The organism is Streptomyces sp. AHU1, from assembly GCF_045343905.1.
Classification (GTDB): Bacteria; Actinomycetota; Actinomycetes; order Streptomycetales; family Streptomycetaceae; genus Streptomyces; species Streptomyces triticiradicis.
Genome location: NZ_CP174283.1, coordinates 86,541 through 113,253 on the forward strand (window position 1 = coordinate 86,541; position 26,713 = coordinate 113,253).

17 protein-coding genes and 2 pseudogenes are annotated in these 26,713 nt (G+C 67.0%); 9 read left to right on the forward strand and 10 right to left on the reverse strand.

The genetic code is table 11. The features are described from left to right. Nucleotides 1-22 precede the first annotated feature (22 nt). From egtD to fabG, 6 genes are all read right to left on the reverse strand, one after another. Entirely contained in the window at nt 23-1,042 is a 1,020-nt protein-coding gene (egtD, locus tag ACICHK_RS00485; RefSeq protein ID WP_406834907.1) for an L-histidine N(alpha)-methyltransferase, read from the reverse strand. Further along, nucleotides 1,042-2,400, reverse strand: coding sequence for an MFS transporter (locus tag ACICHK_RS00490; protein ID WP_406834909.1), 1,359 nt, complete (start codon nt 2,398-2,400; stop codon nt 1,042-1,044). The genes egtD and ACICHK_RS00490 overlap by 1 nt, the downstream gene beginning before the upstream one ends. Before the next feature lie 5 nt (nt 2,401-2,405). Further along, a complete protein-coding gene (locus ACICHK_RS00495) occupies nt 2,406-2,795 on the reverse strand; it encodes a hypothetical protein (RefSeq protein WP_406834911.1) in 390 nt (129 codons plus the stop codon). Beyond that, nucleotides 2,792-4,189, reverse strand: coding sequence for an MFS transporter (locus ACICHK_RS00500; RefSeq protein WP_406834913.1), 1,398 nt, complete (start codon nt 4,187-4,189; stop codon nt 2,792-2,794). Before ACICHK_RS00500 ends, ACICHK_RS00495 begins: the two co-directional genes overlap by 4 nt. 1,750 nt (nt 4,190-5,939) lie before the next feature. Next, nucleotides 5,940-7,853 carry a helix-turn-helix domain-containing protein gene (locus ACICHK_RS00505; RefSeq protein ID WP_406834915.1) on the reverse strand — a complete coding sequence of 638 codons (1,914 nt, stop codon included), beginning with the start codon at nt 7,851-7,853 and terminating at the stop codon, nt 5,940-5,942. Nucleotides 7,854-7,950: 97 nt separating this feature from the next. Continuing rightward, nucleotides 7,951-8,655, reverse strand: a complete 705-nt coding sequence (gene fabG / locus ACICHK_RS00510; protein WP_406834916.1) for a 3-oxoacyl-ACP reductase FabG — start codon at nt 8,653-8,655, stop codon at nt 7,951-7,953. Nucleotides 8,656-9,103: 448 nt separating this feature from the next. On the opposite strand from fabG, the gene ACICHK_RS00515 reads away from it, so the two are divergent. From ACICHK_RS00515 to ACICHK_RS00530, 4 genes are all read left to right on the forward strand, one after another. Then, complete coding sequence (locus ACICHK_RS00515) at nt 9,104-9,964, forward strand: XRE family transcriptional regulator (RefSeq protein ID WP_406834918.1); 861 nt, start codon at nt 9,104-9,106, stop codon at nt 9,962-9,964. Nucleotides 9,965-10,022: 58 nt separating this feature from the next. Beyond that, complete coding sequence (locus tag ACICHK_RS00520) at nt 10,023-11,030, forward strand: MBL fold metallo-hydrolase (RefSeq protein ID WP_406834919.1); 1,008 nt, start codon at nt 10,023-10,025, stop codon at nt 11,028-11,030. Between the two features lie 40 nt (nt 11,031-11,070). Next, nucleotides 11,071-12,147 (forward strand): PhlD, encoded by a 1,077-nt coding sequence (locus ACICHK_RS00525; RefSeq protein WP_406834921.1) that lies wholly within the window; start codon nt 11,071-11,073, stop codon nt 12,145-12,147. A 130-nt stretch (nt 12,148-12,277) separates the two neighbouring features. Next, a complete protein-coding gene (locus ACICHK_RS00530) occupies nt 12,278-13,039 on the forward strand; it encodes a transposase family protein (RefSeq protein WP_406834922.1) in 762 nt (253 codons plus the stop codon). 112 nt (nt 13,040-13,151) lie between these two features. Here ACICHK_RS00530 and ACICHK_RS00535 read toward each other — a convergent pair whose 3' ends face one another. Further along, a complete protein-coding gene (locus ACICHK_RS00535) occupies nt 13,152-14,048 on the reverse strand; it encodes a hypothetical protein (protein WP_406834923.1) in 897 nt (298 codons plus the stop codon). Between the two features lie 274 nt (nt 14,049-14,322). Then, a complete protein-coding gene (locus tag ACICHK_RS00540) occupies nt 14,323-18,057 on the reverse strand; it encodes an RHS repeat domain-containing protein (protein ID WP_406834924.1) in 3,735 nt (1,244 codons plus the stop codon). An 83-nt stretch (nt 18,058-18,140) separates the two neighbouring features. Between ACICHK_RS00540 and ACICHK_RS00545 the strand changes: the two genes are divergently transcribed. Beyond that, nucleotides 18,141-18,988 (forward strand): IS5 family transposase gene (locus tag ACICHK_RS00545; protein WP_406834925.1). Its coding sequence is split into 2 segments (ribosomal slippage): nt 18,141-18,495 and nt 18,495-18,988, totalling 849 coding nucleotides; the frame shifts between segments, so codons are not numbered across the junction. On the opposite strand, the gene ACICHK_RS00550 is transcribed toward ACICHK_RS00545, so the two are convergent. Continuing rightward, nucleotides 18,985-19,329 (reverse strand): DUF2750 domain-containing protein, encoded by a 345-nt coding sequence (locus ACICHK_RS00550; protein ID WP_406834927.1) that lies wholly within the window; start codon nt 19,327-19,329, stop codon nt 18,985-18,987. The genes ACICHK_RS00545 and ACICHK_RS00550 overlap by 4 nt on opposite strands. Before the next feature lie 149 nt (nt 19,330-19,478). Here ACICHK_RS00550 and ACICHK_RS00555 point away from each other — a divergent pair. Together ACICHK_RS00555 and ACICHK_RS00560 are read left to right on the forward strand one after the other, a co-directional pair. Beyond that, a pseudogene (locus tag ACICHK_RS00555) lies at nt 19,479-19,715 on the forward strand (IS5/IS1182 family transposase); the annotation flags it as partial. Between the two features lie 359 nt (nt 19,716-20,074). Further along, the gene (locus tag ACICHK_RS00560; RefSeq protein ID WP_406834929.1) at nt 20,075-20,635 is read left to right on the forward strand and encodes a hypothetical protein; all 561 of its coding nucleotides are present in this window, start codon (nt 20,075-20,077) and stop codon (nt 20,633-20,635) included. Nucleotides 20,636-20,830: 195 nt separating this feature from the next. Here ACICHK_RS00560 and ACICHK_RS00565 read toward each other — a convergent pair. Beyond that, nucleotides 20,831-21,612 (reverse strand): annotated as a pseudogene (locus tag ACICHK_RS00565) (IS5/IS1182 family transposase). A 556-nt stretch (nt 21,613-22,168) separates the two neighbouring features. On the opposite strand from ACICHK_RS00565, the gene ACICHK_RS00570 reads away from it, so the two are divergent. Continuing rightward, nucleotides 22,169-24,739, forward strand: coding sequence for a GIY-YIG nuclease family protein (locus tag ACICHK_RS00570; RefSeq protein ID WP_406834930.1), 2,571 nt, complete (start codon nt 22,169-22,171; stop codon nt 24,737-24,739). Nucleotides 24,740-24,885: 146 nt separating this feature from the next. Further along, nucleotides 24,886-26,409 (forward strand): gamma-glutamyltransferase, encoded by a 1,524-nt coding sequence (locus tag ACICHK_RS00575; protein ID WP_406834931.1) that lies wholly within the window; start codon nt 24,886-24,888, stop codon nt 26,407-26,409. Nucleotides 26,410-26,713: the final 304 nt, after the last annotated feature.

The window sequence follows — 26,713 nt, forward strand, 5'->3', positions numbered from 1 at the left end:
AGTGGGGGCTGGCTTGGGCGGGTCAGCGGACGCACGCAGTGGTCCGGCCGGCCGGGTGGATTCGAGGTGGGGTGCCGGGCGCGGCAGTGGTGAGCGCCATGCCCACCAGCGCGCGGGGATTGGTGAACCAGCGCGTCAGCTCCAGCCCGGCGCTGTGCAGCTCACCGGCCAGCGTGCGGAGCCGGAACTTTGCGCTGATCTCGGTGAGCAGGTCCTCGCCCTGGCCGAAGTGGACGAGCAGGTCGAGGGCGGGGATCTTCACGGTCTGCTCGGTACGGGACCGCAGCCGCATCTCGATCCACTCGCGCTGCGCGTCCCAGAGCGCGACGTGGTCGAATGCGTCCAGGTCGAAGTCGGCGTCGAGCTCGCGGTTGAGGACGCTCAGGACGTTCTTGTTGAACGCGGCGCTCACCCCGGCCGGATCGTCGTAGGCGGCGACCAGGACCGATTCGTCCTTGACCAGGTCGGCACCGAGCAGGAACGCGTCGCCCGGCTCCAGCAGGGAGCGCACCGCGGTGTAGAACGCTGCACGTTCAAACGGCAGCAGATTGCCGATCGTGCTGCCCAAAAGGGCAACGAGCCGCGGTCCTGGACTCGCAGGGAGAGCGAGACGTTCGGTGAAGTCGGCGATCAGCGCATGCACGCTCAGCGCGGGCCGCTCGTCGGCCAAGGCCGAAGCGGTCTTCCGTAGCGCGCTTTCACTCACGTCGACGGGAATGTAGGTGTGCAGGCCAGGCAGCGCGTCCAGGAGGCAGCGGGTCTTGTGCGACATGCTGCCGGACCCCAGCTCGACGAGGGTGCGCGCACGGGTGGCCGCGGCGATGTCGCCGGCCCGCGCGGCAAGGAGCTCTTGTTCGGCGCGGGAGGGGTAGTACTCGGGGACCTCGGTGATCTGCGCGAAGAGTTCGCTGCCGCGGCGGTCGTAGAACCATTTCGGCGGCAGCGACTTGGACGTCTGGGTCAGGCCGGCACGGACGTCGGCGCGCAGGGCGGCCGCGGTGGCGGACTCGGGCATCGTGCGCGTGATGCTGAACGTGCTCATCAAAGAACTCCCTCGAGGGCCGGGCAGGACGCGGGCGGGGTGCGGTCGGCGACGGCCAGAAACCGGCGCGCCAGGACGAGGACGGCTGCTGCAGCTCCGGCCCCGGCAGGCAGGAGAGCGGGGGCGGGCAGCAGGCCGGCGGCCGCCGTGCCGAGCGCGCAGCCGACGTCCAGCGCGGCGACCAGGAGGGCGTAGGCCTCGGTGACGGCCCGGTGCGGGGCGAGGACCCCGGTGAGGGCGACCGCGCTGCCCAGCAGGGGAGCCATGGCCAGTCCGGCAACCGCTGCGGCAGCAGCTGCTGCTGCCGGGCTCCTGGCCGCTGTCAGCGGCAGCCAGCCGACCGTGAAGGCCGCGGACAGGACCGTCAGGTGCCGGAGCGGGGTGCCCGGCCAGGTCCGGGATCCGTACAGGAGGCCGCCGAGCACGGCGCCGGTCGACAAGACGGCGGGCAGCACGCCCGCCAGAACCGGAAGGCGGAAGCGGGCGCCGGCCGCGACGGCGAGCGGGGTGAGCGCTCCGATCGGCATGCCGACGCCGATCATGGCCGCGTACAGGATGCGCAGACGCGCCGACCGCACCGGGCCCAGCCAGTCGAGGCGGCCGGGCGAGGCCTTCCAGGACCGGGAAACGGGTGTGCCGGTGACGACGGCGGTGCTGGCCAAGCCCAGAGCGGCCGTCGCCAGCAGCGCCCCGTACCCGGAGGCCGTCACCGCGATCACCACCACCATGAGCGGCCCGAACACGTACAGGACTTCCTGCGCCGCGGCGTCCAGGGCGAGGGCGGTCTGCTGATGTTCGCGGCTGGGCATCACCGAGCCGGGAGCTGTCCCCCCCAGGGCCCTGAGCCCTGATTCGAGCGGTGGCCGGGCGGCTCCCGCCACCAGCACGCACGTTTCAGCCCAGCCGGGCCGGGATGGTCCGCTCACCACCGCCACCAGGGCGGTGCTGCTGAGGGCCGCGCATGCCAGGAACGCCCGCGGCTGCCCATACCGGTCGACAGCCCGGCCCGCCAGCGGGCCTCCGGCCGCGCTGGCCAGCGGATACAGCGCGGCGAGCACACTGGCCGCACCGTATCCGCGGTCCTTAACGGTGCAGACGAGCAGGGCGAGCGGGGCCATGGCCGTGGGGAGCCGGCCGACCAGCGTCCCCACCAGCAGGCGCCGTGCGCACGGCACCCGCAGGACGTCCCGGTATCCGATCCTGGGACCGGGCCGTGCCGGCCGAGGCAGGGGAATGTCGGCGGGCAGCAGGGCTCCCGGGCGAGCCGCCCCCGGTGTCGGCAGGACGAGCGGAGAGGGTTGGGCCGCGAGCGGGCCGGGCTGGCCGGGGACGAGTGCGCGGCGGCGGAGGGCGGGCATGGGGGTCAGGCGGTGAACTCGTGGAGAGCAGAGCAGTACTGCGGCCTGCCGCCCGTCTGCACGACGCAGACACGGATCTTGTAGGTGGCGCCTTCCTGGAGATCGAAGGACGAGGCGCCGCGTGACGTGCACCGGCCATCGACCTTGGTGTCGGCGACCTGGTAGAGACGGCTCTCGTTCACCGTGGCGATCTGCACCAGGGCCAGGTAGCCGTCCCCCGCGATGTCGCAGGCGGTCGTCTTGTCGCCGTACGCGGTGAAGTAGCCCGACGCACCGCCGTTGGTGCTGAACCACCAACCGGAGTTGGCGTTGGCGGGCGTGGTCATCGTCAGGGTGAGAGCGCCGCCGAGCGCGAGTGCGCCCAGGGCTCTTTGGGAACTGCGCGTGAGTCTCATGAAAGCCGTCCAAGGATCGAGGGCACGTCCGGCCGACTGGCCGGTGTGCGAGGTGTGTAAGTGAGGTCCGGCTGTGCGGTCCGGGCCCGGCGGTGGTGCCGTGCGCCGGCCCTGCCTCGGTTGCTGCGGTAGGGCTGTTGGGCGCCGCGGGGCGTGATGGTGGCCGGGCGGCAGCTGAGCCGGGTGAGCGGGATGCACAAGACGGCCCCCAGGGCGCCGGCGCCGAGCGTGGTGAGCGCGACGAGGCGGTGGCCGCCTGCGGTCAGGGATGTGGCGGCAAGGACAGGGGCGATGATCACCGCGATGGCGAGGGTCGAACCCCAGATCCCGGCGTACAGGCCACGGTTGTTGTCCGGGGAGATCTTGTTGAGGACGTCGGATGCGGCGATGAAGAAGGCGATCTCGCCGGGGACGGCGGCGGCGACGGCGAGGCAGTAGCCGGTGGTGGTGTCGGCAAGGCCTGCGCTTCCCATGCCCGCGCCCAACAGGAGCGTGCTGGCCGCGAGCATCCCGATCATGGGTCGCTCTGCGGCACACCGGCAGCTGAGCCAGGGCGTCAGAAACGGGGTGAGCAGGACCACGGTTGCGGCGTTGGCGACCTGGGTCCATCCGTAGGCGCCGGCGGGGAGCCCGTCGTCCTCCATCAGCATCGGCAGCGCCGTGAACATGCTGGTCACGCAGGTCAGGGCGGAGATGCTGGCTGCCGACACCAGCCACAGGCGCCCATCGCGCATCGTGGCGTGGAGGAGGACGCGGGTGCGGGTCGGGCGGGAAGCCACAGAGAGGGCCGGGGTGGCGTCCAGATAGTGGTGGGCGATCAGGGCGCAGGCCGCGCAGGCGCCGGAGTTCAGCCAGAACAAGGCCTGGAAGCCGAGACGCTCGGCCAGGAAGGCGCCGGCAGCCCCGGTGGTCGCCGCCCCCAAGTTCACCGCACCATGGCGCCAGCCGTTGACCGCGGCGCGCTGCGCGTCGTCGGTGATGAGATCGGCGATGAGTGCGGAGACGACCGGCCGCGGTGCGTCGTAGACGATGCCTGCGATGAGGGACCCGGTACAGACCGCCGCGACGGCGTGCAGCTGCGCCAGAATCGGAAGGCAGCAGGCGGCCACCGTCATGGCGGTCACGAGGGTGCGCCGCTTGCCGAGCCGGTCGGCGGTCCATCCGATGAGCAGCTGACCGATGAGCCAGCCGATCCCGAAAACGGCGAGGGTCCGCCCGATGACCTGGGTGGAGAAGCCCAGGCTGTTGAGGTGGTAGCTGAGGAACGGATACACGAAGCCGAAGCTGCGCGCCATGAGGGTGATGGCGAGCACGGCCCAGACGGCGGCGGGCCAGCGCGTTTGCCGCGGGCGGAGGCCCTCGGCGGTGACGGCGTTCATGGTGGTGGCTGACACGGACGCTCCAGGAAAGGCGGATCCGGGGACGCTTCTGGGGGTTGCCGGAGGCAGCGTTTTGCTGCGTTGGGCGCAGGGGTGGGGACGCCGTCGTCAGGGGACGGCGTCCCCACCGGGGCAGCCGGTGCCCGGGCCGCGCAGGGGGTGGCGGCGCGTGACCGTTCGGGGGTGTGAACGGCGGGCTGACTGCGTCTTTGGCGCGGCACGGGCCGGGCCTGGGCAGTTGCCGAAGGGTTGCGTCAGCTCAGGGGCATCGAGGGCCGGTCAGAGTTTCTGCGCCGCAAAAAGGCGCAGTCCCTGGAACCGGGAGCGGACGGGCAGGCCCAGCACCGGCAGGCGCTACGGCACGAACAGCCGCCAAGGGATCGGTTCCTGCCGGGTGCTGCTCGCTCGGGCACGTATTCCTGTCCGGCGGTGGCCAGCTGCGGCCGCACGGTCCTTCTCTCCCCGCAAGCCAGGCCAGTACTGGCCGCTAAGCCTGATGATGCCGAGGTCCTGAATGCGGAGAGGCTTTGTCGGGGAGTGCCGGCCGCCGTCGGCCGTCATCACCTCTGACCGCCGTGCTGGTTGGACCGTGTGGTGCGTGTTCATTCGCTTTGCCCCGATGCTTGGGGGGCCTGGCGCTGAGAGGAGACGGACAGCCACGCTGTTGCGGTGGGTCGTCCTCGTCTATTCTGAGCTTCGCCGACGTGCTCGAACACGACGGCGCAAGACCCCAGTTGGTTGATTCCCTGCTGGTGGTGGCTCTGCTGAGAGTCGTTCTGAACTGGCCCGGTGCAAGGGCCTGGTTGTGCACTGGCGGCGGGCAGTCCGGCGGAAGCGGCGCCAACCGCTCCCCGGCTCCCGCCTCCTGGTGTATGACGACGGCTTCCGTCATTCACCCCGCAGATGCGCCCATCTCCTTGGCCGAGCCCGATGTCTGGCCGTGCCTCCGTGTCGAGGTGTCCGGCCCGGGGCCCGTTGCCGTGCGCGGCAGTTGCCCCGCGCGGGTTCAGAGCATGGGATCTGGCTGGGCTTGCACGGGCAACGCTATGCATATGCGCAGGGCACCGCCATGACGTGCGTGCACAATCTGGCCGCTGTGACCTATCGGTTGTGCACCACTGTCCATGATCGTGGCTCTGCGGTGCACTTTTGCCGCCTCCGGACTTACGCAAGTGCACAATGGCGCATGCAATTGCAGCCTGCAATTGCACGGATTTACCTTTCGATACAATGGTCAAGATTTCCTAAATTCCCTTTTCCTTTTCGGTGGGCCAGGGATGCTCCCGCAGGTCCACTCCGGACCGGCGGCGAGCAGCGAGGGAGCACCAGAGAGGCCGGCTCGCCCCGGCAAGAGCGCCGGACCGTACCGAATGCCCGAGGAAGTCGCATATGGCTTCACCCTCAGAGAGTGCGGCGCCCGGGGCGGGAGGCGCGGAATGCAGGCGGTCCGCCGAGAAACGTACAGCGGAACCGGTTTTCCTGCTGGCTGGGCAGGGAAACTCAAAGGGCATTCCTCGTGAAAAGGAAGACTCCTGGAATTCGGTTTTACTGCTCGCCCGGGATGCGGGCATGGCCGCTGACCGCTTCGCGGCAGCACCGAAGCCCATGTTCGGCAGACCCCCGCCGGCTGGAGCCGGGCAGGGGCCTGCTGGGTGATGTGGCACAACTGGCCGCTCTCGCCACGAAGAGCTGAGCGTTGTCCTCTCGGCTGCCTGGCTGGACAGCGCGTACCCGTCTCAGCTGTGGCGCGACAGCGGCCTGGCACTCATGCGACCGCACACAGCTCGCGGCTCGCCTCCGGGATCCCCGGCTCTCCTGTCATCAGATACAGCGCGACCAGCAGGTCGCGCATGCCGTTCAGAGACGAGAGGTCCCGGCCCAGATGGCCTTCCAGCGCCCTGATGTGGGAGCGGACCGTGGCCTCGGAGAGTCCAAGGGCGCGCGCGGTCGGTTCGAAGTGCGCGTCGAAGGTGAGCCAGGCCGTCGCCGTGTCGAGCAGAGCGCGCTTGTCCGTACGGGCGGTGCTCAGCTGTGATTCGGCCCAGGCGCGGATGTGGGGAGCATCGAGCAGTTCCTGCAGCGTCGGCGCCTCGCCGCTGAGGGGGCCGGCGTCGCTTTCGGGCAGGTCGTGGTGGGTGACGAGTTCGAGTGCCAGGCTGACGGCGATGCGGTCCTTGAGCGTGGCGAAGTCCCTGTCCAGCAGCTCGGCTGCTCGTGCCACGCGCCGGGTCACTGTGTTGCGGTGCAGGTCCAGGCGGCGGGCGGCGACGATATAGGGGTAGGCCAGGGCCGTGGGCAGGGTCTCGCGGAGGTGTTCCCACTGGGCGTCGGGCTGCATGAGGGGCTGCAGAAGAGTGCGGGCCCACGCCTGCGCTTCGCGCGGTGCAAGGAGGCTGACCAGGCAGGTGTCCTGTACGGACAAGGCCACCGAGTCCGGCTGGTGGACGGCGAATCTCTGAGCGTTGACCGCCTCCTGGAGGGCGTCGGCGAGCAGAGTCAGGGAGTAGATGCCGCTGCCTCCCAGCGAAGTCCGGGCGCCGAGCGCGGAAACCAGGCGGGTCAGTTCCACGGCAACGATGTCGTCGGCATCGTCCGGCTGCACTGGTTGGATCACGAGGATCCGGCTGCGCTGGCGCGGGTCGGCGATGACCAGGGCGTGGCCGGCTGTGGCGGTCTCGCAGCGGCGCACGACGGCATCCCGGCGGTCGTTCGAGGTCTCGACGACAAAGACGCGGACGGACTCTGGATCGAGAAGTCCTGGTGCCAGGCTCGCCATGACCCGTCGGGCTTTGCCGACTTCGCCGTCCAGCAGGAGTTCCACTGCAGCCGTGCGCGCCGCGGCGGCGGCGGTGTCCGCAGCTTGGTATTCACGGCATGCCTGGTCGACGAGGCCGAGGAGCTTGGCGGCGTGCCGCAGCAGCCGCAGGTCGGCCTCGTCGAAGGGGGTTTTGCGGGCGACGGCCAGGACGCAGTGCCCGCCGGAGGCCGGGGCCAGCGGAATGAGCTGGGTGTGGGGGCCCGAGGGGCCTTCGGCGTTGTTGCCTTCCACCGACTGGTGGATGATCGCGTGGGCCAGGTGCTCCACGGCCGTGGCCGGTGAGGCGGCCAGGACGCGTTCTTGTTCGCTGACGAGGACCTGGGCGTCCAGGGCCTGGGCGAGCCAGTCCGCGATGCGCTGCATGGACTGCTCGTCGCCGAGCTGCGCCGGCAGTTGCTGGACCAGGGAGCTGAGCCGGTTCGCGCGACGCTCGGCGGCCGCGAGGCGGTGTCGTTGGATGCCGGCGTGCACGCCTGCCCAGCATTCTTTGGGGGCGGTGGTGACCAGCAACGGAATGTCGACCTTGTCTGATATGTCGCGGATCGACTGCGGGAAGGGCTGGTGTACTCCTGGTGCGGCGGTGACGATCAGACCGGCGCATTCCTCGAGGGCCATCTGCTGCAGAAGGGTTTCCATGGCGGCTTCGATGCGGCCCCGGACCCGGAAGGGCATCGTTCCGGTGACCAGAATCAGGGCGCCGGCGAAAAGGGTGTGCGGGACGCTGGCCTCCAGCAGCGTCGTCAGGGGCAGGGTGATCAGCCCTGTGACGGCCGTCGGCTGGTGAGGTGCGGAGTTCCGCGGCCACACGAATGCGAGCTCGAGGGAGGGGTGGTGGGCGGACAACGAGCCAAGGGTCGGCATGAGCTCTCCTCGCGGGCCCTTCAGGCAGCCCGGTCCTTGCACGAGCGGAAAGGCTGGGGATCCTTCTGCTTCGGCCAGCGGGCGTGCCGGGCCGGTCTCAGTGCCCCATGCCTGCGCCGCCGTCGACGGGAATGACGGCCCCGGTGATGTAGGAGGCACCGGGTGAGGCGAGAAAGGCCACCGCGACCGCGATCTCCTCGGGGGTGGCCATGCGCTCCAGCGGGATCTGCGCGATGAGAGCCGTGCGCTTGTCTTCGGGGAGCTGGCGCACCATGTCGGTGTCCGTGAGCCCGGGAGCGACGACGTTGACGGTGATGCCGCGCGGCCCGTACTCGCGTGCGAGGGAGCGGGCGAGTCCGATCAGACCGGCCTTGGAGGCGGCGTAGTTGCTCTGTCCCGCCTCACCGCGAAGGGCGACGGCGGAAGCGATGAGGATGATGCGGCCGCTCCTCTTGCGCAGCATGCCTTTCAGCGCTCGGCGCGCTACGCGCGCGGGGCCCAGCAGATTGGTGTCGACGACGGTGGTGAGGTCGTCGTCGCCCATGCGGAGCAGGAGCCCGTCGCGGGTGATGCCCGCGCTGGCGACGACGACGTCGACGGGGCCGTGGGCGTTCTCGACCTCGGTGAACGCCTTGTCGACCTGATCGGTGTCCGTCACGTCGCATCGCACGGCGAGCACCCCGTCGGGTGTGCTGCCCGAGCGGTGGGTGATGGCCACCTGGTCGTCCAGCTCAAGGAACCTGCGGGCGATCGCCTCGCCGATGCCGCGGTTCCCGCCGGTGACTAAGACGGAACGGCTCATGGTGTCTCCCCCTGCCTGGGCCGTCCCGGAGTTCCCGGATCCGGCGTCCTCAACTCACATTTTTCGAACTAATGAACGACGCATCGTGGTGCGCCGCTTGTATGGTTACCGCCACGTAGCGGGCTCCGCTGCAGGTCAGCCGAAGCGCCCACCCCCGGACGGGAGAGCCGTGAAGATCCGGACGCACCCCCTGCGCGCAGCTTTCTGGGCCGGCCCGGGAGGAAGGGCGCACCATGCCGCAGGCCGCGGCCGGCAGTCAGCGCTGCGCGGTCGTGCACCGTCAGACATGTGCGCATGAGAGGGCACCCCCACCCTTTCCGCGATCCGGGAATCCGAGCCGTTTCCCGATCCTGGCTGACCGGAGCGGACTGTTCTACGGCAACTTTTTTGCACCAATTCCCGTCCCTGGCAACGCAGGGTTCACAGCAGTCACAGGCAAGGAGAGAACGTGGCGAAAAAGGTCAGGACGCGTCAGCACCCTCTGGGACTGCTGCTTGCACCGAAGCGGCGACTGATCCGCCCGGAGTCCCTCGGGCTGCCCAAGCGCGTCGCCGGCCGCCCCGGGCCCAAAGCCGAGGGCCTGACCCAGAGCCACATGGACATCCTGCTTGAGCGGGCCCAGCGGACCTACAACCGTTTCGAGCGCGGGCAGTTACCCCACCCGCCCGAGGACTTCCTGGTCAAAGTCGGCCAACTGCTGGAACTCACGCCGGACGAGTACACCATGATGTGGCTCTACGCCCGCGGGCACCGCCCCACCCATCCGCTCGCCCCGCCGGCCGGCCTGCACTCCCCCGAACTGTGGCAGCAGGCCTGCGAGGGCATGAGGCACATGATGTACGTGACCGACCTGGCCTGGAACACGGTCGCCCACAACACCGCCTTCGCCGACATGTTCATCGGCGGTAAGGCACCCAAGAACACGGCGCGCTGGATGCTGCTGACCGAAGAGGGCCGCACCACGCTCATGGACTGGGAAACCACCTGGGCCCCGTCACTGTCGGCGCAGCTCAAAGCCGCCATGGCCGAGCATCCCGACAACCTCGATCTGCGCCAGATCGACGCCGACGTACGCGCGGACCCGGTCGCCGGACCGATCTACCAGTCCGACTCCAAGCCATCGATCGCACCCGACGGCGTGGTGCGCAGGCTACGCCACCCGCTGTACGGACCCGGGCTCGCCAAGATGGTCGCGGCAACCCCCATCGCCTCCCCCGGCTCACGGCTGATCATCGTGATGTTCAAACCTGAGGCACCATCACCAGCCACCCCAGACGCAATACTTGCCGCTACACCCAAGGCAACCTAGAGCGATACGTGGCCTTCGTCACACCGTTCGAACACGCGAGCCTAGCCACAATGCGCATATGTACATTCCTTCTGGCCTGACCGAAATCGCTCCAGGAGTCCACGCGTGGCTCCCTGACTTTCCCGGCACCTGGGGCATGGCGAACTGCGTGCTCATCGCGTCCGGTCCGGCTGCCCTGCTGGTGGACACTCCCTACACCGCGGCGCTGACACGATCCCTGACAGCCGCCGCACACCGCGTCCTGCCGCCACAGGCCGCGATATCCACCGTCGTCAATACTCACGGCAACGGGGACCACTCGTACGGAAACGGGCTGTTCCCCGACGCCGAGATCATCTCCACGCACGCCAACCTCGGACACCTGTGCGCCGAGCCGGAACCGGAGCAGTTACACGCACTGCTCGACCAGTGCGACAGCGGCGATCTCTTCCAGCGGTACATGCTGGCCCACTTCGGCCGCTACGACTACCAGGGCCTGAAGCTGACCCCGCCAACCCGCACCTTCACCGGCCGACTCGAAGTGGAAGTCGGCTCCACAGCGGTGGAGTTAATCGAGGTCGGTCCCGCCCACACCTCAGGCGACCTGATCGTGCACCTCCCGGACAGCCAAGTGGTGTGCGCCGGCGACGTGCTCTTCATCGGCGACGTCCCCGTGCACTGGGCCGGCCCCCTCGGCGGCGTCATCGACGCCTGCCAGCGCATCCTCGACCTCGACCCGCGCATCGTCGTCCCCGGCCACGGCCCCCTCGTCGGCCCCGCCGAGGTCAGCACCTACATGAACTTCATCGACGACGTCCGCACCCGCATCCACGCCCTGCACGCGAGCGGCCTGAACACCGAAGAAGCCGCCCGGATCCTGCTGCGGGAGCACCAGGACACCGACCTGGGCCTGGTCGAACGGCTGGCAGTGCTGACCGCCACCGAGTACCGCCACCTCAACCAGGACACCACCCCGCTCGAACTCGTCGAGGTCCTCGGCGCCGCGGTACGCCTTGCTCCCGACTGCGTCCCGGCCACCGTCCCCGAGCGCGCTGTCCTTCTCGCGGACTTCCACGCACGTCTTTGATCCGCAGCCGTCCGCCACCCTGCCCTCCCCCGGAGCTCTCATGCCGTCTGCGTACGTCAGCCGTCCGCGCATCGCCCTGCCGGCCCACCGCGTCACCGTCGACGAGATCTGCGCGAACATCCAAAGCGCCCATCCGACCCTGCCCCGCCTCGGCGCCATGCTGCGCTACGCCCGCCACACCCAGGTCGCCACCCGCCATTTCACCCGGCCTCTGGCCGACCGGACAATATCGGGCGAGGCGCAGATAGCCGAGCGCAACGAGGTCGCGTTCGCCGACGCGGCCGACCTCGCCGTCCACGCCGCCCACCAGTGCCTCGACGACACCGATCTCAGGGCATCGGACGTGGACTGCGTCATCACCTCACACACCACGTCATGGACCGTGCCGGGACTGGACGTGCACCTCATCGAAGAACTCGGCCTGCGCCCCGACGTCCGCCGGGTGCCGCTGAGCACCCTCGGCTGCGCCGGCGGCGCCCACGCCCTGACCGCGGCCGCCGACCACGTGACCGCCCACCCTGGCAGCACGGTGCTCGTCGTCGTCGCGGAGATGCTCAGCACCGTCTACTCCCACCACGACACCAGCCCCCAGGCCATGATCTACAAGACGCTGTTCGGCGACTCCGGCGGAGCGTGCCTGGTCACCAGCGAGCCCCTTGGACCGGGCCTGCGCATCGACAGCACCTGGCAATACGTCCTTCCCGACAGCCGACGGCGCTACGCCGGACGGCTCGACGCCCACGGCCTGCACTTCGACTCGGAAAAATCCGCCATCAACGCGGTCACCGACATCATGCCCGCCCTGCTGAACTACCTGAAGGAACAAGAAATCGACGACATCCAGTTCACGGTGCTCCACCCCGGCGGCCCACGGATCATCGAGGACGCCGAACGGGGACTTGGCCTGGATCAGAGGAACGGCCTCGAAGACAGCGCCAAGGTGACCCGCCACACCTGGGCCACCTTGCGCGAGGAAGGCAACCTCGGCGGTGTCGGCGTCCTGGCCGTCCTCGCCCGCACACACGACGATCCCCCCGCCGACGGCACCCGTGGCCTGCTGCTCGGAGTCGGACCGGGCTTCGCCGCCGCCGGAGGCACCGCCACCTGGCAGACCTGACCACCCCCAGCTGCCTTGAGCCCCTTCCAACCTCCCAAGGGCGACTGGGTGTTGGGCGGGCCTGCGGAATGGCGAAGCTCCTGGTAGACGAGTTGTCGATCAAGATCAACCGTCGTTCCAGGAGCTCCGTGTGCTTGTCTACCCGTCGGCCATCGACCTGTCCACCGCGCAGCTGCGTCACCTGAGCCGGGAGCTGGCGGCACGACGTCGGGAGATAGGCAGTCGGTGGCGGCGGCTGACTCCCCGGCGCCAGGCCCTGCTGGCCCTGGCCCACCTGCGGTGCGGCGACACCTACGCACAGCTCGCGGCCGGGTTCGGTATCGGGATCGCCACCGTGTACCGCTGCATACGCGAGGCGATCGACGTCCTGGCCGCGCTCGCGCCCACGCTCAACGAGGCAATGGTGACGGCCCGTTCGAAGGCGTACGTGATCCTGGACGGCACCGTGCTGCCGATCGACCGGATCGCCGCGGACCGGCCCTACTACTCCGGCAAGAAGCGGCACCACGGTATGAACGTGCAGGTGCTGACCGATCCGTTCGGCCGGCTGCTGTGGGCCTCGCCCGCGCTACCCGGCGCGACACACGACCTGAAGGCGGCCCGCGAGCACGGCATCATCGACGCCCTCGCCGAAGCCGGCCTCAAGTGCTGGGCAGATAAGGCGTATCAGGGCGCGGCCCGCAATGTCCGAGTCCCGTTCAAGGGGCGCCGCCTCAAGCGGTGGCAACGACGTCACAACACCACCCATGCCAAGATCAGATGCGTCGGCGAACAGGCGATGGCCACGCTCAAGGGCTGGCGTCTCCTGCGCAAGCTGCGCTGCAGCACCAACCACATCACCGCGATCGTCAAGGCTGTCCTCGCCCTTCATCTCGCGGCCGCGTCAGGATGAAAACACCTCAGTGAACCGGCAGCGCGGTGACAAGGCGAGCAGTGGGCCATCATCCCCACCGCAGCCACCAGTTCCACGCCCGCAAAGGCCACCTGCGTCCTGTACCGAAGGGTCACGTCGTTCGTTTCGGCGCCAACCAGCGCTCTGCCCGATCCCGCATATTCTGATCGCTGGAAGTTTGAGCCTGTTGCAGGAGACGGAGTCTCACAGGTTCGGGGAGGCGGGCAACGTCTCTTTGCTGCTTGCGTCGACTCTTCCAGCCAGTAAGATGACGCACTGCCCCCATATAGTGTCGAGAGTCGGCCTGAGGGTCCTCCAAAGCGGCGATGATCTCGGCGATAGGCATGTCCTTGAGCAGTAGGCCGGGAACTGATTCGTGCAGAGGATATCCGGAAGCACGTCCGGTTCCTGCGCCGAACCAGGCCATCAGCGCCAGCGCCCGGTCGGCCGGATCAGGGAAAGCTAGATTCATCCGGTCCTGCAGTTCGGTCCACAGCTCAGGAGATGCGTCTTCGCCCGTCTCTGACATCGCGAAAAGTTGGTCGGCGAGGTCTTGTACTGCAGTCGGCATCGATGCCCGCCAGTGGGCTCTCGCGTCTTGTCTTCTTTCTTCCTCGCGCTGATCGGCTTCCATCTGGCGCAACGGACCGGGCACTCCATGGTCATTGAGCCAGCGCAGGAGACGGTGCCCGTCGGCAAGTACCGCATGGCCGTTCCAACCGAGCCAGCGTAGAGATTCACCATGATGAAGGACCACGACTGCCAGCGACTGGGCATCCGCATCGAAGAATTCAAAACGGATGTCTCCCCCGCAGGCGCACACATATCCGGGCAGGGACGTGACCGACATGACACTTCGCAGCCTGTCGAGCTCGGCCGGATCCGAAAGATCCACCTCGATTACACCCTTAAGGAATCTTTCGGGCGCAACCGGAGCGGTCATCCGGACACGGCTAGCGTCCTGCAAGACGGCGTCCAACGAGGACGTGTCAGACATGATCAGTTCCAATCCATTCATTTTGTAGCAATTTCAGTGCCGAGGGCTGCTCTGACATCGCAGCTTCCCGCAGGGTATGCGAGACCTATATAGCTGGCCGAACGGTTCCGGTCACGGCAGCGTCAAGATCAACATAGGTGATCTTCGGGCCGTTCCGCCGACGCCCGATAGAGGTGGGGCTGCGGCATTGCCGAAGCCCCACCTCTACGTAAGATATGAAACGAGTACCTCTCCGACTACAGGGAGGGATTCACAATCCCAGTGCGTCGTTGCGACTCAGGGTTCTCTATTTTCTTACACCCGGTTCAAATTCTTCCCAGGAGCCAAGCGGCCCGCGCTCCGTCTCGGATACTCGAGTACGGCCATTCGACCATATATGAACCGTATGCGTTGGCGCTAGGACCTTCACGCCCAGCGAATTGGCCAGGTTCTGGGCCGCAGTGCCATTGCAGGCGCCTGTCGAACAAGACATCAACCGGATCGGCCCGCCGTTCCAGTTCGGATCGCTCCTGATGAATTTTGCAAGAACCCGATGGCTGAAGTTTTGCCCCAGCCCCCATGATGCTTCAGCGTGCCCAAAGTCGCGGGGTGTACCGTGCACGATTACATCGTAGTACCCCTTCTTTTCAAGCGTTTTATGGGCTAGCTCTCCGAAAGCGTCACCCTTATACATGAGATTGAGCTGTTGCCTGCCACCCTTACTGATGGCGCCGATGAGATTCGACGACTGGTTTACGCCAGCACCGCCGGCAGCTGCGCTTGACGCCTCTTCTGCGCAGGCGATGATGGCCGCGAGACAGGCTGGCACCGCAACAGATGCGATTGGCGCTACTGCTACGGCAAGGCCTACAACTGCGGCAACCCCAATTACGACCTTCTGGATGGTTGACCGCTTTCCGCGGTCAATCCAATCATCGCCGCCCTCAAGGCTGTAGTCCTTGTTCATTCCCATGCCATAGACATGAGAAATGACTTCCTTGCGCGGCTTAGGCCCCTTCTTGAATACGACCTTGACCCCGGTGTATACGCCGTCGTGGTTCGTCACCGTGGTGGTCAGGGTCCCATTGACTCCCTGAATCGTTACCTGGGTTACATAGATGGTGGTAGTGGGGACGTATTTCCATCCGCCATGGCCGTCAGGTGACATTTTGTCGAAAGCGGTACCGCCGTGGCCATCACTACAGCCGCGATCACATTCCGTGACGGGCTTGAGGCCGGTGGGGTCGCTTGCGGTGACGGGCGTGTTGTTGGCGTAGGCGTAACCGTTGAGGGATTCGTGGTCGTCGGCGGCGAAGACGGGGTCGACGGACAGGAAACGGCCGATGGCTGGGTCGTATTCACGGGCGTCGACGTGGGTGAGTCCGGTAGTGGCGTCAGCCGTCTTCCCCAGGAACCCCTTGTCGTCGGGCCATGAAGCGAGAGTGCTGCCGCGTGCGTCACCGAAGGGCTTCATGTAGCGGCGTGTGACCTGCTGAGTCGCGGCGTCGACGACCATGGTGGCTGTGCCGTGGTGGTCTTCCTTGATCCAGTAGAGGCCGGTGTTAGTCCGCAGAGCAGTGCCGTCGCCGGCGCTGTAGTAACGCTGCGCGGTGAACTTCTTGGCGACGGGGTCGTAGTGCACCTCTTGGCCTGGCAAGTACAGAACCGTCTCAGACGGGCCCTGACGGATGAGGAGCTGACCGGATGCGTCGTAGAGATAACTAGTGGTCTTGCCGCCCTCGGTGAGGGTGGCAAGGTCGGCTTCGGTGTTCCAGGCGAGGGTCTGGGTACCTGATGCTCCGGGCCGCTGAGCGGTGTTGCCCTGTTCGTCGTATTGGTAGGTGGTGGTCTTACTTCCGGTGACGGTCGAGGTCAGCGTGTGAGGCTGGCCGCCGCCGTTCGCGTTGACGGGCGCGTAGTTGTAGGTGGTTTTGGTGTCACCGCTGGCCGTGTGGACGGTCTGCGTGTCCCGCATTCCTCCGACGGTGTAGGTCCAGGAGTTCCAGTACGGAGCTGGGCCGCCCAGAGCGTTCGCCGAGCGTGTGGCGGAGCAGTCATTGGATGCGGGTGTCCATGCCTCGGTCAGACGGCGGTGTCCGTCGTAGGCGAAGCACTGGGAATCCGCTGTGCCCGCCTTTTCGGCGATCGACTTGACGTTGCCGCTGTCGTCGTAGGCGTAGTCGACGTCGCTGGTGTAACCGGTGTTCGTCTGGTCGAGAGTGTGGGTGTTGAGAAGTCGCCGGGTGCCGTCTTCGTAGCGGTTGACGACCTGGAACTGCTTGGCCGTCGTGGAGGTGCCGAGAGTGGTCTGTAGGGGTTCTCCGTACTGCGTGTAGCCGATGCTGCGGACGTAGTCGGTGTTGCCGCCGACGGTGTTGACCATGCCGAGTTCGTTGTAGGTGTAGGAGACGGTCTCGACCGGCAGTCCGCCTGCAGCCGGCAGGATCGTGTTGTTGACCGTGTCGTCCAGGTTGTAGGCCGTCGTGGTCGTGAAGGTCTGCGGCAAACCGGCCTGGACCAGCGGGTCCGTGGCTGCGAGGACCGTCTTGATTCCTGTGGGCCGGTACAGGTTGTCGTAGCCGGTGACCTGGCTGGCGTAGATCTTTCCGGTGGTGCCTCCGACGTAGCGGATAGATGCTGTGAGCTGGCCCTTGGCGAGGCTGTCGTAGGTGAACTTGGTCAGCTGGTGGGCGTTGTCCTTCACCCCGTCCCAGGTGCCGGTCTTGCGGCCGAGGGTGTCGTACTCGTTGATGAGTGTCTTGAACGTGCCGTCCTTCAGTTTGAGGGCGGCGGTCAGGACCTGGTCGGCGTCGTCGTAGGTGAGGCTGACTGTGCCCTTGTCAGGGTCAGTTGCTTCGATGTCTCGGCCGAGAAGGTCGTATTTGTGGCGCCAGACGGCACCATCGGGTCCAGTGACGGTGTCGACCAGTCCACCGGCGGTGTAGGTGTACTTGGTGCTCGTGTAATCAGTGCCGGTCGGGTTCGGCCCGGAGTACTCGCGGCGTTCGCTGACCCGGCCGCGGGCGTCCTTGATGGTCAAGGTGCCGGAGCCGCCCTGTGCTGCTGTGACAGCTACCTGGTCACCCTGATCGTTCGTCTTGGTCCTCCACCGTTCCTGACCATTGACGCGGAAGATGGAGTCGGTGGGGCGTCCGGCGCCGTCATAGACGGTCTCGGTGGACGCGGGGACAGAGCCAGGCAGAGTGTTGGCCAGCACACCGGTCGGCGCGTTGTTGTCATAGACCTGCTCGTTGGCGAGGTAGGCGAGCCCCCGGTCGTCGTACAGGGTCTCGGAGATCGTGCGGCCGCCACCAGGGACGGGAGCCTGCATCTGACGGCCACGCAACTGCGCGTCGTAGATTTCGTAGGAGGTGTTATACGTCTTGCCGTCTGCCTTCAGCGTGTCCGTGCGGACCCAGGGAGCTTGGTTCTTGGTGAGGCTGTAGGCATAGACGAGGCTGGCGGCATCCGCGAGGGCGCGGGACCGATTCGGCTTCCAGATCGAGGTGACGCGGCCGAGGGAGTCGAACTGCCACTCGGTGATTTTGCCGTTGGCGTCAGTGATCTTGGTGGCTTGCCCCCAGGCAGGGTCTACTTCGGTGGTGGAGGTGTAGCCCTTCGGGTCGGTGACGACCGTCTTGGTGAGGGGGCCGTAGCTCGTGTCGTTGGGGGTGTAGTCGGTGGTCGTCGAGCGGTTCAGCGCGTCGGTCGTGGTCTTGGGCCGGCCGAGCGCGTCATAGGTCGCGGTGGAGACCTTCTGGTAGTCGGGAAGCCCGCCGGTGTAGCCGCTGACCCGATAGGAGGTGGTGCTTTCTCCCTTGGTCGGCGCCGTGCCCACGGCTTGGTTGTCGTAGCCCGTGGTGAAGTCGGAGATGGTGTCGTCGGGAAGCTTCGGCGTGGTCGAGCAGCCGACGGCGTACGTTTCGACGCGGGAGGAGAACTGGACGAGGTAGTCCGCGGTGTTGCGGGCGTAGGTGGACTTGGTGCAGGTCTCATCGCCGGTCTTGGCGGTGTCGCCCTCGTCGTCGACCTTCAGCGGCATGCCGTAGGTGGTGTCGTAGCTGGTGGTGCTTTTAGAACCCCTAACGAAATGATCTTCGAAGTGGTTGGATCACTCCGGGACCGATGATCCGGAGGTGTGCGGTGGCGCGGCCGAAGCCGTGGGAAGTCGACGACGAACTGTGGGCAGTGATCGAGCCACTACTGCCCAGGGTTGAGCGCCGGACCCGCCACCCAGGACGCAAGCGGCATCCGGACCGGCTGGTGTTCCAGGGCATCCTGTTCGTGCTGCACACCGGGATCTCCTGGGAACACCTGCCGCAAGAACTCGGCTTCGGGTCGGGCATGACCTGCTGGCGCCGCCTGGCCGAGTGGACCGAGGCGGGGGTGTGGTCCCGGCTGCACGAGGTTCTCCTCGCCAGGCTCCGCAGTGCGAACGCGCTGGACTTCTCCCGGGCGGTGGTCGACGGCTCTCATATCCGAGCATTAAAGGGGGAGCCAAGACCGGACGAAGCCCTGTCGACCGGGGCAGAGCGGGCAGCAAGCACCACCTGATCACCGATGCCACCGGCATCCCGCTCGCCGCCACCTTGACCGGCGGCAACCGCAACGACGTCACCCAGCTGATCCCTCTTCTCCAGGCCGTGCCGCCCGTGCGGGGCAAACGCGGCCGGCCCCGGCGCCGCCCGGACGTGGTGCTGGGCGATCGGGGTTACGACCACGACAAGTACCGCCGACTGGTCTGGGATCTCGGCGTGAAGCCGCTGATCGCCCGCCGCGGCACCGAGCACGGCTCCGGTCTGGGCACCCAACGCTGGGTCGTGGAACGAGCGTTCGCCCATCTGCACTGGTTCCGCCGTCTGCGGATCCGCTGGGAGATCCGCGACGACATCCACGAAGCCTTCCTCACCCTTGGATGTGCACTCATCTGCTGGCGGCGACTGTGCGCCCTGGCGAGCGATGCCCTGGTCTAGTCAGCCGCCGCCAGTCGGTTGAGAACTTCCATAGGGGTGAAATCCCAGCCGACCAGGCGCGGCCCGCTCCAGTTGATGCCGATCTTGAGTCTATCCCGGGCACAATCGGGCAGTTCGCGATCGCGCCAGGTCTCCAACGGCATGGATTCAACGCGTAGCCCATGCCCCCAGATCTTCGCTGCCCTCTGGGCGCGGGCCGAGGTCGACCAGAAGGGAAGACTTCGTGTGCCGTCCGCAGAGAGGTGGGTCGGCATTCCGTCGTCATCCCGGACAAGCCAGACGACTCTGCTTTGGCGGACATCTCGGAAGAACACTGCCGCTTGCGAACCGCTCTGACTCATGGCCACTGAGACTAGCGGTACCCGCCACTCATTTCGTTAGGGGTTCTTAGAGGTCGCGCAGATAGGCCGGTTGGGGACCCCGGCAGCAGAACGGACACAGATCCGGGTGATCATGGAGTTATGACGCTCTGTGAGCGTCGGGGAGACCTGTGCCCGTGCTGCCATCATGGCTGGCAGAACCGCTCCGAGGCCCATTGGTGGCTCTGCTTCCCAAGAACCCGGAATTCCACCCGGGCTATCCACTCGGCTGCCACCGCCGATGCATCGGTGACCGGTTCATCTTCGACAAGATGCTGCAACCGCTGCGCTTCGGCTGCTCTTATGAGGCCATCGCCGACACAACCTGCTCGGCCACCACGATCCGCAGCCGCCGCGACGAGCAGGTCGGGGGGGCCGATGTGGCGTGTCACGGCCTATTGCCGCTCCGGGGCGCGCCTGCACCGGACGCCGGTCAGCTTGCGGTTGCCCGCCGGATGTGTTCAGGACGGCACTGAGTTGACAGTCCGGATGAACGCCGTCGTCGCTGAGGGTTGCCGCGAAGGCGAGCGATCGTCGAACGGCAGCGGCTCGTAGCGCCGCACCGCGTCAACTCGTGCGTACCACCCGGATCCCAAGTGTGCTGGAACGGTAACAACAGCGTTGTGGATCAAGGAACTCACGGGTCACAGGGTTCCGAGCAAGGCATGGTGATCACAGCACAGTTCACAGACGTCAACCGCTCGCATTCCCCGGAAGGATCCTCCCCATGGCCTCCCTGCGTACCCGTTCCATTCTGGTCGCCGCCGCGTTCATCACGGGCGCCACGCTGCTGACCGCTTGCGGCAGCAGCAGCGACGGGGCGTCCTCGGCCGGCACCGCCTCGGCCGCCTCGGCACAGGCGGCCGCCGGGGACCAGAGCGATCCCGCCTCGCCCGTCGCCACCGCCTCGGCCCCGGCCGCCTCCGGCAAGTCCACCTCGAACCCGTCCGGTTCGGGCAGCAGCTCCGGCGAATCCGGTTCGGGCTCGTCCGGCTCCGGGTCGGGCAGCTCGACCACCACCGAGGGGATCAACAGCGGCAAGGGCGTGAACGGCCAGTGGCACGGGATCGTGCGCTACATGGCGCCCGGCAAGTTCACGGTGAGCGACCTCAAGGACCAGGAGCAGCAGTTCTTCGTTTCGGACAGCACCGCGATCTGGAGCGCGGGCACGGTCTGCGCTCAGGGCAAGGAGTGCACCGAGGCCCAGCTGGAGACTGCCGCGAAGAAGGGCTTCGAGGCCGACGTGAAGATCAACAACGGGATAGCCACCGAAGTCCGGGAGGGCTGACGGCACCTTCGCCGGCCCCGGCTTGCTGACGCCCCGGGTCGCTTCCCCCGCTTCGGCAGGCAGAGCACCCGGGGCAACTGGTTTCAGCGGCCGCCATGGTGAACGACACCACCGAGGCCCTGGTTCAGCGCGTGCGCAGCCGGTCCTTCGTCCAGCCAGGCGGCGAGCTGAGAGGTCGCGCGGATAGGCGTGCGGTCATGGTCGGCGGTTCGGGCATTCGTCCCGGCGGTGAGTCGTCCATGCCTGCCGGATCAGGCTACGCACGGTGATGACCATGTCGGCGAGGTCGAAGAAGGCGTCGGTGACGGTGGTGCGCCGCTGGTAGTAGCGGGCGAGCCGGTAGAAGGCGTTCTGCCAGGCGTGGGTGCGCTCGACATGCCAGCGCCGGCTGGCCTGGATGGGTGCCTTCTCCCTCTTGCGTGCAATGCGTCCGCGCAGGCCGCGCTCATTGAGCAGAACCCGGGTCCTGTCCGAGTCACAGCCGGTGACCAGGTGCACGGTGATGTCGTCGGGCAACGGACCAGATCGTCCAGGCGGTCCAAGGCCGTGGCGAGCAATGGGGGGTTGTGGCAGTTGGCACCGGCCAGGACACGCCCCAACGCAATCCCGTACTCGTCCGTCATGCCCGACGCTTGAGCCCCTGTTTGCCGCGGTCGACCGGCGCCCCCGCCGCCTCCAAGCACCTCGGTGATGGAGTCGTCCACGGCGATTTGATCGAGGACGAGGCCGACGATCAGGTCGTAGGACTCCAGCGCGATCTGCTTGAGCCGGGCAAACACACCGAGTCGGCTCCACTCGTCGCGGCAGCTGCGGATCGTGGTGGCCGAGCAAATCGTGTCGGCGATGGCCTCATAAGAACAGCCGAAGCGCAGCAGTTGCAACATCTTGCCGAAGATGACCTGGTCACTAATGGGTCGGCGGTGGCAACCGAGCGGATGGCCCGTGGCTTCGTAGGTGAGAACGGGGTTCTGGCACAGATCTTGGGCTCTGGCTCACTTTCGGTGGTAACGCCGAGTAAGTTCGAGTGCGCAGAGTAGTAGCTGCTGGTCAAATCGCGATATGCGCTGCCGGGGCCTCTGAGATGCAGCTCCCAGAGCGTGACCCCGACGGTCGGGAGCGTCTCCCTCGAGCTGCTGCGGAGGCCTTCAGGGGCGACCTCCGCAGCATGACGCTCCGTTACCACCGAAAGTGAGCCAGAGCCTACTTCACGTGAACGAAGAAGCCACTTCCCACACCGCCACGGGCTTGAGGAAGTCAGCGGGAACGTCGCGATGCGGGTCTCTTGTCAGCGGCACCTCCTACACTCCGCAGATGCGACAGGCCAGGATGATGAGCTGCCTGGCCGTGGCCTCCAGGCCACCAGGGCTGACGGGCACGGCGTCTGCCAGGCTCCTGCATGTCCCACAGGTCGCCGACAGCACGCGCCGACAGAGCTTTCACGAGGTGTGACGGTCTCCGGTGCGGATGTCGGAGAGGGTTCCATTACCGTCCTTGTCCAACAGGGGGATTAGAGCTGTGCCTTCCGCTACTGACTTGACCGACCTGCGCGAGCAGTGGATCCAGAAGATCTGCGCGGGGATTGCCACCTCTGTCGGTCGCCACCACCCGTTGCTGGATCCGACGCGGATCGTCGGTAACCCGAGTGATCTGGATCTATTGCGTGCCCTCCTGATCCTGCGGATCGCCGTCTTAGACGCGCGTGGCCGGTCCACCGCGCACATCACGGGACTGCTGGCAAAGCACCCGGTCTTCGCCGATCCCAAGCCTGACACGGATCAACTCACCAGCCTGGTCGAGCATGTCCGCCGACACGTGGAGCGCGATGGCCTTGTCGGTTCCGTCCTGCTGTTCGGCCTCGGACTGCGCGCTGCGGATCCAGAGAGCACGTATGCCCTCGTCCTGGACCACTGGTCACGTCGGTCGTCCCGCGCGGCGACCGCCGCCCAGGTGGCCAGGGAACTGGCCCGGCACTGGGGCGTGGAGGCTCGCACCGGAGAGGCTCTGGTGCCTCTCTCAGTCATATCTCTTGATGCGTACTCCGACACCATCTGGTCCAGGCTGGAAGCGGAACGCGACGCTCATGTGCGGCGTGCCGCCTCAGTTGCCTTGATCAGGAAGGGCAACGACGCTCATCGCCTGTGGCTGGCGCAGTTTCCCGCCGACGAGGCCAAGCACCTATGGAAGTTGGGCGCAGATGTGGCCTACTGCACCGCGGCCAAGGAGCACCTTCGAGAGGTAAGCCGACAGCTCCAGACGAATCACGCTCTGCGGCCAGTGATCGCCCGAGCCTTGAAACTGGTCAACGAGCAGCTAGAGATGCTCGGCGAGGCGATCGGCTGCCTGAGCGACACAGAGCGCGACATGCTGCGGGCGCGCACCCACCAGGAGCGCTTCCAGGACGCCTGCATTCAGACCTTCCTGAACCACTCCCTCGACTTCCGGCAGTCGTCCCCCCGCAGTTCCTTCGTTCCTGATGCCGAAGCGGTACACGGCACCTTCGGCCCTCTGCCCTGGTGGAACATCATCGTCCGAACCGCAGCAGAGGCGGAGGCTGCCCTCGCCGCATTCACAGAGGGGGTGCTGCCCCTCGGTTTCGAGCGGGATCCCGAACACCGGAACCGCCTTCTACTCATCTGCCGTAAGCCCAGGACGGAGTCCCCGGGCATGCACGCCCACTTCGTCTTCGACCTGGACAACCCAGGCCACGCCTGCGAGCTGCTCCTCATCGCGAAGCGTGCCGGCGTCCCTATCGACCTCTATGCCCAAGCACACAACGAGTACGACGAAATCGAGTCCACCCACCTAGGCACTGTTTACGCACACATCGGTCCGGAGCTCGCCAGTCTGATCACGGAAGCCGCCACCAATGCACTGGCCCGATCACTGCCAGACTTCCGTAACCGCGACTACGACGAACATGAGGGGACCGAACCGCTCGAAGAAGCGTTGCGCTGTCTGTCTCGCGCTGAGGTGGAGCACTTCTCCTCGGGACGCCGCATCACCGTCTCATCCCGTCACAACCTCGAAGGTGGGATCGAAGTACTGTCGTCCGACCCTCCAGTCACGCTCTCCGGATTCTCCAGGGGCACCAAGAGGCACCAGAAAACCGGCAGCTCACGGAAGACGGGCAACGGGACTCCTCTGCCCCCTCCTCGGACCACTGGGTTCGTGTACGTCCAGCGGAACCCTGCCTTCCCAGACATGCTCAAGATCGGCTACACAGACCTGCTCGCGGAGGACCGAGCCAAGAACCTGTCGGGCACATCGGTCCCCTTCCCCTTCGACGTGCTCTTCAGGACCCACACATCCCGACCCAAAGACGTCGAACAGGCTGTCCACCGCCTCCTCACCGCCCAACGCGTTAACGCAAGCAAGGAGTTTTTCCGCGTCTCCCTGGACACGGCCATCGAGGCGATCCGCCGGTGCCAGAGGGAGGTAACCGGTATCAACAGCTGGGAGCCGATCCCTGCGCTTCATCGCCTGCCCGCGAATGACCGAGTCGTCCTGCCCCTGAGGGAAGGGCAGTTGTTCGTGCTCACCGCGTACCCCCATCTGCTCAGCTCGTCCGCTGAGGTTCTCAACATCTGGATGGCCCACGCGGACGGCGACCTCCTGGAGATCCACTCCACGCATGACCCCGGGCACGTGGCCGGAATCAGCGACAACGATCCCGGCGCTTACGAGGACCCCGTTCCCTTCCTCGACAGAGACGGAACCGTGCGGAACGGCATGCTCCATGGCAGGGAGCGCCTGGTAGCCGGCGACCGGCTGATCTGGTTCTCGGACGAGGAGGGGCCGACCGACGCCCGCGGCGTCGTCTTTGAAGCGAACGCCTCCTGCCAGGTCACCTACCGGACATCAGCCCCCCGACGGGGCCCGCTGGGTATTCCTCTCCTGCTGAACGACCCTGACCGGGACCTTCCTAATGCTATGGGGGCACTCCTCAAGGATGTCCTCGCGCTGCGCCCACCGCGCACCTGGGCTCCCCGGAACCCTCAAGAAGAGGACGGCTGGGCGGTAGCAGCCACCGATCCCCAGCCACCCGAGCACTGGCTCCCTCAACTCGAACGACGGCGCAAGGACGTGCGCCGGGACCGACCCTGAGTACCGTGCGGTATGGGGGGCCAGCTCGACGAGTCCATGTCCAGCGCCAGGACCGAATTACCAGCCGGATCGATTGCGCCGCGGCTCCGTAGACGGCTCGATACCCGGCTCCGGGAGCGGTCTGAGCACATGCCAGAGTGAACCGCATGATCCCCGCGCACATCCCCGACGAGCCGCCGCTAACCTACCCCGACAGCTTCGACATACCAGTCCTGTTCCGAAACGGACCCGCGAAGAAGCCTCGGCGGCAGTGGCGGACGGCCAAGCACAAGGCGTGGGCGGGATCGGACGGGCTCCCGGCGGCCGACGGCTGGTACGCCCCGACCACCACGTGGCGGGAGATCATCAAGGCTGCAACCGAAGTCGGCCGGGACGTCACCCCGCACCTGCAGAACCAGCCGCGCTACGCACACGGGGAACTGGTCGCTCGGGTCTCTCCGCTGTACGCCTACCTTGGCGCGCACGTCGTCGAGCCCCGTCACCCCGTGCCTGGGTACAAGGGGCGGCGCCTGACCTGGAACCCGGTATACGCGCACGGCACCGAGCGCAGCGCGAAGAACGCCGCCGGCTACCGGCTGGGCATGACGATGACCGAGTGGGCCTGCCGTGCGTTGCTGGGCCTCGGCCAGACCGAGCACCTCGAACTCGGCGGGCCCATCCCCGCTCTGTATCACACGTTCAAGGACCCGAAGAAGAAGCTGCCCGACCTGTGGGGGCGCCACGAGGCAGAGGAGAGGTACTGGCTGATCGAGGCCAAGGGTGGCGACGTCGGCCTGGGCACGCTCCGCAAGGGGTGGGCGCAGCTGGCGGCCGGCAGCAAGATCCTCGGCGCGTATGCGCATCGCACCGTCCTGGTCGGAGCGTCCGTACGGCCCGGTGACGATCTTTTCCTCACCATCGACCACGACCTGCATCCTGGCCAGCCGCCCCTCCGCCCTGACGGGTCCGGCATCGACGAGGAGGCGGCGGGCGCGGGCAACCTGGAAGACCGCCTCGGCGACAGCGACGACGCGCTCATCGGCGCGGCCCGCGCCCAGATGCTCGCCTATCTCGCCTTGCGCTCCGCTCCCGCCTCGCAACTGCGCACAGTGCCCGTGCCCGCCGACCGCACTTCTCGCCATCGGCGCACCGGACTCACCACGCCCCTGGAGCACGACGGCCTCACCCTCGCCATGCGGGCCGATGCCCGCGGAGCAGCGCTCCAAGCCGAGCAGCACACCTTGCGCACCGGTATTCGCTCCATGGGGCTCGACGACTTCCTAACCTGCCGCATCCCCGGAACCGAAGTGCACCTCGGCATGTCCCGGAAGCTCTTCGCCGCCTGCAAGCGCCTCCATGAGGAAGACCTCGCCATCGCCCGGCGCACTCCAGGACTGCGCGCCGAGGACGAGCCGAGCGCTGACCAAGAGCTCAGCGACGAAGCCCAGGAAGAGCAGCGGCTCACCCAGCGGCGGATCTTCCGCGAGCAGCAGGAGGAAGCCCGCCCCCGGCTGCGCCTCCTGCTCCGCGACGCCTACGAGCGGGGCGCAACGAGCGACTGGAGCAGCCTGCTGCGCCGATCCCAGGAACCGGCACTCGACCTGGAAGGCAACGAGAGCCTCCTCGAAGCGGCGACACCAGAGACGTACCTGGCGGTCAGCCGCTACGACCTACCCCCGGCACGCGCCTGAATCTCCACATCAGCCGATACCAAGCGTGCGGGGGTGCGCCAAGGAGCAGCTCCCCTTGTCGGCATGACGGGCAGCAGCTGGCGCCTGGCGGTTGGATCGCCGAACGCACAGAGCCGATTCGCCGCTGTGGGGGCGTGGCTGAACAGTCGGGCGCGTGATGGCATCGATCGAGGTATCAGGGTAGACCGAAGGGTGTTCGCAATGGGATCTCTGGCCGCTGCCGCGAGGGCTGCCCAGCAGCAGCCGGGCTGATGGCGCCCTACGTTTTTCCTACGGAACGATCGGGCCACTCGTAAGGTTCTGT